This is a genomic window from Ralstonia sp. 25C (genome assembly GCF_051904805.1).
Classification (GTDB): Bacteria; Pseudomonadota; Gammaproteobacteria; order Burkholderiales; family Burkholderiaceae; genus Ralstonia.
The window spans coordinates 1,815,040-1,827,116 of sequence record NZ_CP196737.1 but is presented as its reverse complement, the minus strand read 5'-3'; the positions used below and the strand labels follow the sequence as shown (position 1 = coordinate 1,827,116).

At 59.4% G+C, this 12,077-nt stretch carries 13 protein-coding genes; 12 read left to right on the top strand and 1 reads right to left on the bottom strand.

Translation table 11 applies throughout. The annotated features are described in order from the left end of the window. Positions 1-757: 757 nt before the first annotated feature. From ACS7SF_RS08475 to ACS7SF_RS08440, 8 genes are all read left to right on the top strand, one after another. Positions 758-1,786: a hypothetical protein gene (locus ACS7SF_RS08475; protein ID WP_439892519.1), complete on the top strand. Its 1,029-nt coding sequence runs from the start codon at positions 758-760 to the stop codon at positions 1,784-1,786. A 46-nt stretch (positions 1,787-1,832) separates the two neighbouring features. Further along, on the top strand, positions 1,833-3,770 hold the full coding sequence (locus ACS7SF_RS08470) for a hypothetical protein (RefSeq protein ID WP_439892518.1): 1,938 nt from the start codon (positions 1,833-1,835) through the stop codon (positions 3,768-3,770). Positions 3,771-3,874: 104 nt separating this feature from the next. After that, positions 3,875-4,201 carry a hypothetical protein gene (locus ACS7SF_RS08465; protein WP_439892517.1) on the top strand — a complete coding sequence of 109 codons (327 nt, stop codon included), beginning with the start codon at positions 3,875-3,877 and terminating at the stop codon, positions 4,199-4,201. Positions 4,202-4,296: 95 nt separating this feature from the next. Continuing rightward, complete coding sequence (locus tag ACS7SF_RS08460) at positions 4,297-5,262, top strand: DUF932 domain-containing protein (protein WP_439892516.1); 966 nt, start codon at positions 4,297-4,299, stop codon at positions 5,260-5,262. 77 nt (positions 5,263-5,339) lie between these two features. Then, entirely contained in the window at positions 5,340-6,344 is a 1,005-nt protein-coding gene (locus ACS7SF_RS08455; RefSeq protein ID WP_439892515.1) for a YqaJ viral recombinase family protein, read from the top strand. A gap of 17 nt (positions 6,345-6,361) precedes the next feature. Beyond that, positions 6,362-7,276 (top strand): recombination directionality factor, encoded by a 915-nt coding sequence (locus ACS7SF_RS08450; RefSeq protein ID WP_439892514.1) that lies wholly within the window; start codon positions 6,362-6,364, stop codon positions 7,274-7,276. After that, entirely contained in the window at positions 7,273-8,202 is a 930-nt protein-coding gene (locus tag ACS7SF_RS08445; protein WP_439892513.1) for a hypothetical protein, read from the top strand. The genes ACS7SF_RS08450 and ACS7SF_RS08445 overlap by 4 nt, the downstream gene beginning before the upstream one ends. Before the next feature lie 105 nt (positions 8,203-8,307). Next, the gene (locus tag ACS7SF_RS08440; RefSeq protein ID WP_439892512.1) at positions 8,308-8,607 is read left to right on the top strand and encodes a hypothetical protein; all 300 of its coding nucleotides are present in this window, start codon (positions 8,308-8,310) and stop codon (positions 8,605-8,607) included. A 14-nt stretch (positions 8,608-8,621) separates the two neighbouring features. Here the strand turns inward: ACS7SF_RS08440 and ACS7SF_RS08435 are convergent, their stop codons facing one another. Further along, positions 8,622-8,969, bottom strand: coding sequence for a helix-turn-helix domain-containing protein (locus ACS7SF_RS08435; RefSeq protein WP_439892511.1), 348 nt, complete (start codon positions 8,967-8,969; stop codon positions 8,622-8,624). Here ACS7SF_RS08435 and ACS7SF_RS08430 point away from each other — a divergent pair. From ACS7SF_RS08430 to ACS7SF_RS08415, 4 genes are all read left to right on the top strand, one after another. Further along, the gene (locus tag ACS7SF_RS08430) at positions 8,968-9,747 is read left to right on the top strand and encodes a DUF4339 domain-containing protein (RefSeq protein WP_439892510.1); all 780 of its coding nucleotides are present in this window, start codon (positions 8,968-8,970) and stop codon (positions 9,745-9,747) included. The two genes, ACS7SF_RS08435 and ACS7SF_RS08430, sit on opposite strands and share 2 nt — an antisense overlap. An 85-nt stretch (positions 9,748-9,832) precedes the next feature. After that, entirely contained in the window at positions 9,833-10,291 is a 459-nt protein-coding gene (locus ACS7SF_RS08425) for a hypothetical protein (protein WP_439892509.1), read from the top strand. A gap of 93 nt (positions 10,292-10,384) precedes the next feature. Further along, positions 10,385-10,729: a hypothetical protein gene (locus ACS7SF_RS08420; RefSeq protein ID WP_439892508.1), complete on the top strand. Its 345-nt coding sequence runs from the start codon at positions 10,385-10,387 to the stop codon at positions 10,727-10,729. Positions 10,730-11,605: 876 nt separating this feature from the next. Continuing rightward, positions 11,606-11,998, top strand: a complete 393-nt coding sequence (locus ACS7SF_RS08415; RefSeq protein ID WP_439892507.1) for a hypothetical protein — start codon at positions 11,606-11,608, stop codon at positions 11,996-11,998. Positions 11,999-12,077 lie beyond the last annotated feature (79 nt).

Below are 12,077 nucleotides of genomic sequence, written 5' to 3'. Positions count from 1 at the left end.
GCTTCATCGCCGAACACGGTGTTGGTGCGATCTGCATCTTCACGTAGGCGATGACTGCGAGCATCGCCGTTGCCCCATCGTGCATGCCGTGCATCTGCGTGCTGCTGGGCTACTTGTCATGGTTGACGTATTCAGAAGGACGCATTCGCCTCAGTTGTGGTTCTTCTTCGCCCGATGGTCGGTGCACCCAGTGACAGCGTCTTCCAGCCACGCGTAGTGCGTGCTACTTGTTGCTTGTGACAGCATTGATTCCGATGCTGCTACTCACTCGAATAACATCGCAGCATTCCGGATAACTCTGTAACTATCACTTCACTCGGATATCCCGTATCTGTAGGGGTTCTGTATTACTGGGCTCTGTATTTGTAGGGCTTACCTCTGTCTCTTATCTCTTCTTCTAATATAAGATTATCTTTTGATATTTTAAGTGTATTTAATATATAAAAACGATGTATTGGATAAGAACATCAAAGGAGAGACCACCAAGGTCTCTCCTGTATCCCCTCACGAAGCTCACCTGCGTCGCGACAGTGACAAGCAGCGTGAAGAGTGACCTCCCCCCCAGAATACGTATACGTTAACGACATCAAATTTCACATGACTGCCTCATCTCTTGACTCCACAAGACCGAGGTATCGTCATGTCAGAACTCTTCAAGAATGCTACACACAGCGTTGTAGCGCTTCCCTCTCCAATCACAACGAGATACTGGGAGGTTGGTGAATACCAACACCTCCACGACTTGCTCACGTGCTTCATGCAAGCCGTACTCGAAGGGGATCAGATTCCCTTTGAGATTCGCCCAACTCAGAGGAGAGCAGCCGTACGTACCGTTCGTGCTGATGGCCAGGTGAACCTCGTGCACTTCTTCAGCAAGTGCCGACAGATGATGGACCTGTGCTGGCCTGGCTATGCCTGCAGTCCCGACTTCCAGCTCTTCTTTGATGGCTACCGTGAACACCTGTTTGGTCACCTAGGGTTGGGGGATTCGCCTCTTCACATGCTTCCGAACGGCATGCTGGCGGCTGAGGTGTTCAATGACTTCATCTTGCATCTGCGCAAGGAAGCCGTTGCCCGTAAGGTCAAGAAAGCGATGTGGAGTACCAGGAAAGAAGGACTCAAATACCAAGGGCAGACGATTGACCAGTGGATTCGATTCGGTATGCCTAGCGACTGTGCTGTGCTGCCGTTTCGAGTCGAGCTATTGTTCCCTGAGACTGCGCTTGTCGAGGCGGAGAAGGTGCCGCGTGTCAGTTGGCGGTATAGCGCTGCAGGCCAGTGGGTGTTGGGGCCTTGTACCGAGCCTTCGCTGAACGGGAGTGCGGAATACCGCTCCCGCATTGACGTCCGTGCAGCCTTTCAAGATCGAGAGGCGTTCTTTGGTAATCGTCGTGGTGCCGATGCAGAGTTGTTCGACGCTGTACCGACGTACCTGTGCAAAGCCGAGCGTGGCGATGAGTTTGGCGCGTTGCACTTTCACGTCGTCTTGATGGTCGATATCCGAAAGCGCCGTAGTCTGGAATGGATACTGGACCGAGCCAGTGCCCGCTGGGCGCGTATCACTGGCGGTCGTGGGTACGTCTTCAATTCCAATACGATGAGCGACCGTGCTTCTCTGCAAGCGAAAGGATTGTGGGCGCTGGACGTGCTGACACCCGGGGATACTACGCAGCGGGATAAGCTGCAACGCTACATCACGGGTTACTTTGCCAAGGATGAGCAGGGACTGAGCGTTAAGCCAGCGGAACGCTCTCGTACGCTCACCAAGGGGAGTCTGCTCAAGTAGACACTCACATCGCTCTTGGCAGCGCAGAATGTGGTGACCAGAAAACGTGCGGGACAAGAACAGGTGCACTATCCTGCTTCCCGTTTTCCATGTGGGGGATACGGTGGATAAAACGAATGATCCGGGGCAGGATCGTCAAGACGGGGCTACGCCGGAAGCCTACGCGTCCGTCGATGAGGCAGTACGGGCGATCACTGCGAATGGTTTCAGGCAGATGTGCTCATTTCTTGATGGCAGTGCGCCGGTGTTGAACTGCCAAGCGGCGGCGAGCATTATCTCGGAGCATGCTGATGTACTGTCGCTTGATGGAGAGCACTACTTCCAGCTTGAGCGGGCGACCCAGGCGATGCCTGATCACGATGCCCAGCAAGCCGTATTGCGCACGCTACGGAAGTGGGCAGACGCAAATTGGCCTGTGGTTGTAAAGACCGCCCGTTCGCACGCCCACAAGCAGTTTTGTGGCAGCAGGTACTTTTCCTCTCACAACGAATTTTGTACGTTCATCGAACGCTGGCCGCGCCTGCGTAGCGATGCTCCGCTGCGAGATCTCCTGCTGGAAGCCATGGAGCAGGGGCGTTGTTCACTCGCCTGTAGCGTGCAGTACTTGCGGTATCTGGACGGGGACCTTGCTGGCGCGCACACGGTGTTGGCCATCGTAATGAAGAAGATGTCGCGATCGGTCGAGAGGGGTTTTCCAAAGGACGCATTTGCAGCGCTGATGGCCCAATGGGCTGGCGATAGCACGTGGGGCCAACTACAGCACGCGCTTTGGCAGGAAGGCGAAGCAGAGTACGCGCACGTCCGGACTGCTCTTGAAGCGTTGCCGAGCAACATTGTTCGTGTGTGTGCGCTGTTACACGAATTCGGCATCACCATCGTCACGAATCCCGATTACGCTCTGTCCGAGCTTTCCCCTGAAACGCGGGCCTCTTGGCGGCGCGAGCTGAAATCCGTTATCGGTGAGGACGAGGCACTTCGCGCGGCGGCGACTGAAGCGCTGCTTTGGTTCGGTCCGACATGGCTCGATCGGGCGATTCTGTTCGCTGTCCTGGAGCTAAACGCCGGGAGCTTGGACAGTTCGCTTCAGCCGTTCGAAGCGCATCCGGATGGCTTGGTGCGGCGACGTGCGCACGCTGTCATGGGCATGGCCCGGCCGGAACCTGATCTTGTCGATCTATTGACTCGTCGGCGAGAGACGGCCGGTTCGGCTGCGGAGGTGCCACTTCCAGCCGTACGCACCTGGATCGGCGACGCACGTATCGAACGGCTGATTGAGTCGACGCTTGATGAGGTGGCGCAAGAGGCTGGGGCTGTGATCGGCAAGACGCTGCACAGCGGCGAGGAAGCCCACGTGATGCTCGTGTTTGAGCGCTTGCGCGCGGCTTTCTCCCTGATAACAGAGCGATTGGCCTTGCTCGCGTCGGAAACGCACGCCAATGAACGGCTCACTTTGCGGCTCGATTATCGTGTGGTCGGCAAGCAGGAAGAAGGCGACGCTGGTGTTGGCACTGACCGTTTTTCGACCGACATCTGTCTGATTTTCGAGGCCCGTGAAGCCGGGCAACGCTTTGCTCGTCGAGCCTCGCTATTGCAGGCCAAACGTCTCTATCGCAACAAGAACTCTCCTGCAGTTGGCTACTACCCCATCAAAGCTGACCAACTTGGAGATTTGGCCGGACAGACGATGGCCAGCTTTCTTCTGCTGCTCGGACCCACTTGCGAGGGGACCGCGATTCCGGTGATTCCAGCGCGTCTCGTCCTTGATCTGATTGAGCGCGGTGAGCCCTCTACGCAGATGGCACCTGCTCAGGCGTCGCGTCTGGGCAAGGCGATCGGCACGTGGTTGGTCGAGGACATCATTGGCTTGTGGACCGGAGACTGGGACGACAAGATCATTGCCCGTGCTCAGGGCGGTCCGGATCGTGAACCGTATCTCCTGGTTGAGGTTATCGTTGATCGGGTGCAGCGAGACGGGGATGGCTAGCGGGAGCGATGCATCAGGATTCCAGATTTATTGGGTCACATATCACTCTCTTGAAGCGGTCACGGTGTGCCCGCCCGCGTCTCCAAACGCTACAAGGAGTTTTGATGACCATCCCCTGTCCTCGCTGTCAATCCACTCGAACTGACATCCTCAGCCGCGCAACCAAGGTCGGCGGCACGGTCGGCGCCATCGCGGGCGCTGCCGGCGGTATCGCCATGGCCGTCTCCGGCGCGGAAGCCGGGGCCACCGTCGGCATAATTGCCGGTCCTGTCGGAGTTGCTCTCGGCGGCATTGCTGGCGCCATTCTCGGCGGCCTCATCGGTGGCACTACCGGCTGCGCCGCCGGAGCCGCGCTCGGTGACGCCGTCGATACCCAAATACTCGACAACCATCACTGTCTCGACTGCGGTCACACCTTCAACAATCGCTGATCTGGTCAGCGGTTCGCTTTCCCTTCCCCTTTCCACTCGCCCTAGAGCCCGGCTTCAGCCGGGCTTTATGCATTTGTCTTTCCAAGGAGCATTCCATGCATCTGGTTCAAACCATGGCCTATGTTGGTCAAACGCCGTGGCACGGCCTCGGCAATCAGTTGTCCCCCCGCCAGCCCGTCGAGGTCTGGGCCAAGCAAGCTGGTATGAACTGGCAGATCGAAGAGACCGAAGTCCGCTTCGTCTCGGGTAACGCCGGCTCCAACCTCGGCTCGATCCACGCCTTCCCCGACCAGAAGGTGCTGTACAGGTCCGACACAAAGACCCCGCTTTCGGTTGTTTCGGCTCGCTACCAAGTTGTGCAACCCGCTGAGATCCTGGAGTTCTATCGGGATCTGACGGAAGTCGGTGGCTTCGAGCTGGAAACCGCTGGCGTCCTTAAGGAAGGCCGTAAGTTCTGGGCCCTTGCCAAGACCGGCCAGACTGGCCTGCTGAGGGGCAAAGACAAGGTGGATGGCTACCTACTCCTGGCGACTGCCTGTGACGGGACGCTCGCCACCACTGCCCAGTTCACTTCCGTGCGTGTGGTCTGTAACAACACGCTGCAAATCGCACTGGGCGACGGTACCGGCGTGGTCAAGGTCCCTCACAGGTCGCAATTCGATGCTGCTGCAGTCAAGCGCCAACTAGGCATTGCGGTCTCATCCTGGGATAGCTTCATGGCGCGCACCAAGGCACTGGCCGACCGCAAAGTCACTGATTCGGCGGCAGAAGCATTCTTCCGCCGTGTCCTGACCTACCCGACGACGAATTTGGCCGAGCGCGTGGTCGTCAATGAGCGCGCCATCAAGACAGTGGGCGAGCTCTATGCCGGCAGCGGCAAAGGTGCGGATCTGCCGTCTGCGGCTGGTACGGCGTGGGGCCTGGTCAACAGCATCACGGAGTTCGTCGACCACCATCGCCGCGCACGCAGCGACGATCACCGGCTCGATGCAGCCTGGTTCGGCCAGGGTGCCTCCCTCAAGCAGAAGGCCTGGGATGAGGCGCTCAAGCTGGTCGTCTGACTCCCACTTCTCTTCTCACATATGGCCTGGTCGAACTTCGGTTCACCAGGCTTTTGTGCTTCTAAGGAGGTACCGCTATGTCCGACGCCTTTCAGACCGTACATGGTAAGGAGCGGGGCCGGCCCGCGCTTCGCCTGGTAGAGACCAGGCAACTGAGCCGATCCGACTGGCTGTCCGTCCGCAAAACGGGAATCGGTGGGTCGGATGCCGCCGCTGCAGTCGGTCTGAGCCCCTACAAGAGCCAACTTGAACTGTGGCTGGAGAAGACCGGTCGGGATGCCGACCTTCCTAAACCCGATCCCAGCGACACCAAGCACCCCGTCTACTGGGGCACGCTGCTGGAACCCATTGTCGCGGCTGCCTACACGCAGCAGACCGGACACCGCGTGCGCAAGGTCAATGCCGTCCTGCAACACCCGACCATCCCATTCATGCTCGCCAATCTGGACCGGGAAGTCGTCGGTGTGCCTGATGTCCAGATTCTTGAGTGCAAGACGGCGGGCGAATTCGGCGCCCGTCACTGGCAAGACGGCGTACCCGAATACGTGCAGTTGCAGGTGCAGCACCAGTTGGCGGTAACTGGCAAGCGTGCTGCCGATGTGGCTGTGCTGCTGTGCGGCCAGCAATTGGCCGTACATCGCATCGAGCGGGACGACGACCTGATCGCGCGGTTAATCCCGCTCGAAGCGCAGTTCTGGCACTACGTCGAGACTGACACGCCACCACCGGGAGACGGATCAGAGTCGGCTGACCGAGCACTGCGGTGCCTGTATCCGAAGGACAGCGGCGGTACGGTGGATTTCTCGGACGACCGTCAGTTGTCCACCGCCTTTGCTGATCTCGTGGCCGTCCGGGCCGAGATCGAGACTCACCAGCAACTCGAAGCAAAGCTCAAGCAGACCCTTCAGCAGGCCATGGGCGAAGCCTCGCGGGCGCTGTTTGACACCGGCGAAGTCACCTTCAAGCGCAGTAAAGACGGCACCGCCATCGATCTGGACCGCCTACGCACCGAGAACCCGGATCTCGTTCAGCAGTACGCCATCCCGAAAGCTGGCTCGCGCCGCTTCCTCATTTACCCCTGATATCAGGAGCCACCCTCATGCTCAAAGGACTCGCTATTACCCCGCCCGTTATCGGGCGCATCTCCATTGGCCGCGTGGTCGAGAAGAACGGCAAGCGTCTGCCGGAGAAGGATGACCAGTTCACCCTGACCACCCAGGTGCAGAACCGCGATGGGTGGATGCTCCATCCGCTCAATGAGTCGCTGCGCAAGACGACACCGGGCAAGTTGCGCTCGATTCCCATGCGGCTGCTGTTCAACGATCCGGACCTCAACCTCCGTGCCGAATACTGTCTTTTCGACCGCGACACCGGGCGCCCGATCTGTGTCGGCAATGGAGAGCGTTGCAAACGCGTCGAGCAAGACGGCATTGTCATCCTGCCTTGTCCGTCGCCGGAAGGTTGTCAGTTCGGCGGTCCTGGCGGCTGCAAGCCGTATGGGCGGCTCAACGCCATTGTGGGGGACGAGGATGAGATGGGGTCGTTCATCTTCCGGACGACTTCGTTCAACTCGATCCGCACCTTGGCCGCACGGCTGAGCTACTTCAGTGCTGTGTCCGGCAATTTACTGGCCTGCATGGGGTTGGAGCTCAAACTACGGGGGAAGTTGACCACGCAGAGCTACCGGACAGCCATCTACTACGTCGATTTAGGTGTTCGGGCGGGAAAGACGCTGGAGGGCACCATCACTGAGGCGCGCGAACTGGACGCACGCCGCAAGGCAAGTGGGTTCGACCAGGCGGCCTTGGATGCTGCTGCCAAGGTGGGGCTTGCTAACGGTGCCTTCGAAGATAGCCCCGAAGAAGCGACGGCAGTCATGGAGGAGTTCTGTCCCGGAACCGCTGGAGACAGGCAGGAGTCTGTCAGCGGTGGGGAGACCGGTGAACCTGGGAGATCAAGCCTGCGCGACAAGCTGGACCGCAAGGCGGCACTGCTGGGCGGGACGGCAGCATGATCCGGCTGACCGGCTGGGTATTGTCGCTCGGGGCAACCGGCACCGCGATCTGCTTATCGGTCCTGGCCGGCTGGCAGCGTGGCGGGTCGTTGGCTGAGCGTCTGGTGTGGGTGGCGATCAGTGTTGTCTTGGTCGTCAGCGCGCATCTATTGCCTGCCTTGGTCCGAGCGTCGTCGTACCAGGTGCGTACGGTCGCCGGCGTGTTGTGGCTGGCCTGTATGGCAGCTGCATGCTTCGGGCACTTGAGCTTCTTTGTGCTAGCCCAACGGCATGCGGGGGAGCTCAGGGCTGCAGCGATTCCGATGGCCGAGTCTGCATCGGCTGGTCGCAACCTCACGATAGTCATGGCAGAACGTGCTGCCATCATCGGGCAACTGGCGACGGCCAATACCCGTCATTGCCTGCGTGGTTGTCCGATGCTGGAAGCCCGTCGCACCACGCTGACCGCCCAGCTCGAGGCGCTGGAGGCCGAGGCCAGCGAGGTCCGGCGTCGGCAAATGGCGGGGGATCTGGTGGAAACACGGCGCGATGCTCTGGTGACGGATCCAGTCACAGTGCGACTGGCCGCGTTACTGAGCACGACCGTGACTCGCATCGATCTGCTGATAGGCCTAATCTTCGCTGCGGTACTGGAGAGTGTTGCCTGCCTGCTGTGGACCGTCACGCTACTGCATAGAGCTGCGGCACCAGTAACCACGGCAGACCCGGAGCCTGTCGCAGTCAGTTATCCGCCAGTCAGGACGAGTCACGAAGCGGTTGGCAACCCGGTCGCGCTGTCCAATCCTGACCTGACTCGGCTCGTACAAGACGTGGATGCGGGCCGCGTGCGGGTCACCGTCGCTGACATTCGCCGTCACCTCGGATGCTCGCAGGCCCGAGCTATTGCCCTGCGCCGTCAGCTCGCCACGCTCACTCCTACGGCATAAGCCGGGCTTCCGCCCGGCTGCTTTTCCTTCCTCTTTTCCTACCCGACGTGTCCCCATCCGGTTTCTTCGGAGGTCGGCGCACGTCCCCATTTCAGGAAACCCACCATGCAACAACCCGATATCGATTACACCAAGCCGCGTTTCGAACTCGGCGTCACCCTGGTCACCCCAGCCGCTCTCGCGGCGCTCGAAGCCGCCCACCTACCGGAAGTACTGTTGTTGGCCCGACACGTCCACGGTGATTGGGGTGAGTTGTCTGAAGACGACCGCCTGCAGAATGAACTGGCGGTGCTTTTGGGGCTGCGCATCCTGTCCAGCTATCCAATCCCGACAGGCGGCAAGGTCTGGATCATCACTGAGGCAGACCGATCTGCCACCACGGTTCTGCTGCCGGATGATTATTGAGTGCCTGCGGAAAATCAGCGGCGCGCCAAACGCCCAGCCAGACGCTCGACGATATCGATCACCATGGACCGATCGTTGTTGCTGAGTTTGGACAGCAACCGGGTCAGGTAGCTAGCCTGATCGCTGGAGCGATTGCTCACTTCGGTGAGCAAATCCGGCAAATCGCACTGGAAGATGTCAGCCAGTTCCGCCAAGCGGGCCACGGTTGGCATGACCACGCCTCGCTCCATCCGCGAAACCGCTTCATTACCGATACCCAATCGTTCTGCGACTTGCTCCTGGGTAAGGCTGCTCGCGACTCGGTTTCTCGCGATTGCCCGTCCCACCATTTCCGCAAGTCGGTCCATGTCGGCTACCGCCATGCGCCCTCCTTTCTACCTCGATGGTTGGGTATCGCCCGAGCAGAATGAAGGGTTTTCAAGGTTGAATATCAACCTTTTGAGATGTGAGACGTTATATTCGATGGAAGCGGGGGACGGGTGTGTTTGGCGCTGCGAGTATTCGCACGGCGCCCGTGATACGCAGCAAGGGGAAATGCAGACCACTACCCGCGCAATCGCACGGCGGGTCCTGTTCAACAATAAAAAGGGAACCAAGATGAACGATTGGTACTACGAAAAGAACGGTCAACGCCTCGGCGGAATACCGGATGCGGAAATCGCCACACTAATTCAGCAGCGCGCCGTCACCGGCGAGACGCTTGTCTGGAGGCAAGGCTTGGCAACCTGGACGCCGGTGGCGCAGACAGAGCTTGCGACACACCTCACCGCAGCAGACGTACCTCCGATCTTGCCCGCCACACACATCAGCAACCTGGTTGTTTGGTTCATTGCGGCCGCGCCATTCCTTGGCAGCTTCCTGCAAGGCGTGCTCGCGTATTTCTTGAACTATCACAACGAATGGCTGGCACAGAACGCCTTGGCTTCCGGGAAGTATTGGTGGGTGACCGTCGTGCTGAATGTTGGTCTCTGCCTGCTGGATGAGCGCCGACTAAAGGCCGCTGGTATCGATACCTCCGCGTTTGGGAAGCTCGTGTTCATCGTACCGGTCTACCTGTGGAAACGCGCCCGTTCGCTCAAGCAAAGCCCAGCCTATTTCTGGACGTGGATCGCCGTGTTCGTTCTCAACATTCTGTTCTAGCTTTAACCGCTCACAGCCCAGTTTGCACAACTGCAGCCGGTCATGCCGGCGGCCAGCCCCAACACTCATCAAGCTCTCCAAGACCATGAAAGTCATCGCACGCATTGCCATCGCAGCCGCTTGCGCCACAACCCTTGCCTCGACCGCTCACGCCTTTGGTGAAGTGGGCCGATGGACCAGTGGTTGGGGTCAAGGCACCGCTGAATACACCGTAGTCGATACCAAACATAACGCGCTCTACATCGCTTGCAGCGAAGACCGGCCGGTATCCATGAGTTTGACCGTAGCCGGCAAGGAATACGGCAGCTACGCGAAGCGGGAGTTCAGCCTGATCATCGATGGCAACGAGATCAGCACGCCCTATGCAACCGACTCTCGCGTCGGCGCCAACAACTTCCTCTATGCGTGGGACGCACTGCGCAAAGCAAAGAGCCTTCAGGCGAAAACTGTGGACGGAAAGATTGTCACGTTTCCGCTGGCTGGGGCTGCGAAAACGCTACCGAGCAGCAAGTCGCGTGACTTTGCTTGCAGGACTGAGTTCTAACCGCTCGGTGGCGGGCACGGGGCACCGTACATCACGAGGGTCGCGCCGGGTGGCGCGGCCCGCTTTTTTCACTAGATTCTTTTTTTGTTCCTTATGTCGATCGATATTCAGAAATTCACTGCCGATGAACTTGACTCGGAGAAGCTGGACTGGCTGATCTTGGGCAACCACTCGTTCCAGGTCGTCGCAGTCGGTGATATCAGCGCTGTCGTCTCGAAGATCGAGGGACGGATCGAGAAGTTGGGGCGGCGGTGCCGGGTCTATACCGAGTACCGGGCCACGGCTATGGCAGGTTCGTTGTTCTCGGGCGTTGCTAGCGTTGTCGGCGTGGCTTCGGCCGTTGGTATCGCTGCGCACAATCTGGCGACCCTCAACCCCGATTTCGAAATCGGCAAGAACAAGCTGGCTAGCACCGTGACGGTCAAATACGTGAAATGATCGGGGCTTGCTCAACCTGATAGCGGTCTGTTCCTAGACCACAGGCTCACGCGATCCGTGACCTCACGGCGCCTTTACTCCGCCGAGGGCTGCGTTCATCCGTATTCCAGCCTTCCCCCAACAGTGCGGACGCCGGGCCCGCTCTGCATGTTGCCCGGCAGCAGCAGACCGACTCAGAAGGCGGAGCCACTTCCTCACCTCTGCCCACTGCGGACAGGCACCGTCCTGGTGTGGCTTACGCCAGTGGAACAGCAGATTCGGATTCCATCCGACTCACTTCTTTTCATGTGCGCCGGGCAGCGTCAATCGTCTCGAAATCGCCCCCAAAGCTTCGTCGTTGCCCAGACACAGCCGACTGTGAGAAGGCAGGCCAAGCCGCCGACCAGCGCAGCCATGCCAGGACTGACGTCGGCACCTTGAATCGGAACGTGATCCTCAGACGTCGTATTTGATTCCGGAGGCGCATCATAGTCGGTCTGCATCGGCCCAAGACGCGAATCCGCATTCGGCCCCCAATAAGCTCTCTCCAGATAGTCCGCCACGACAACACCTCCGTTGTTGAAGTTCGTTGAGAGTAGCATGCAGAGATTGACGTAGAGGGGGCAAATATGTCACTGCTGCGAACCGAAAGTAGGCCTGTCCTGCCCTGTATGGGCGGTCACAGGCCAGCGCGTGAAGCAATTACATTTGTTGACATTCAGCGGGGCGGACAGATTGGATGGGGGGCTTGAATGGCGACCGAATTGCTGGCCATTGTCGAAGTAGACCGAGATGACCGCGTAACGTGTCAAGCCCCCGGCTGTGGTCACGCTGTCTACAAGCGCATCCATGTGGTGCGCCACGATGGTAAGTTGGGCGTTTACGGCTCAGACTGCTTTGGTTCGACTCTTCGGCGACCTCGGGCGGAGCGCGGCGCCGAACTACGGCAGTGGCGTTGGGCGTCTTCTCACCACGGAAGAGCGGCTGATGCTCGTGCAGAACACCGAGCGGCTGATTGCCCAATTCGATGCCGAGCGACAACAGGCGATTGAACGGGCGCGCTTGCAAGAACGAGCACCCCAGCAGCGGCAACAAGTCACGTGGCAACGACAGCGGGCAACGCAAACCAATGTCGCACCCCAGCGGCAACCAGGCCCGACTCAGGCCGAGCTGGCTTCGGTCGAGGCCGAAGCGAAGCGCATGGTGCGCGCAAAGTACGACGTGGATCCAGATGCGCCAGGGTGGCGCGGTCTTGTGATGGCGTGCCAGCGGGAATTACTGGGCCGTTGAGCTGGGAGACAACACTGCAGCGGTGCCGGCAGGCAAAGCGCCCTGCCACGAGGCCGCCACAGCGACCGATAGTCATCTC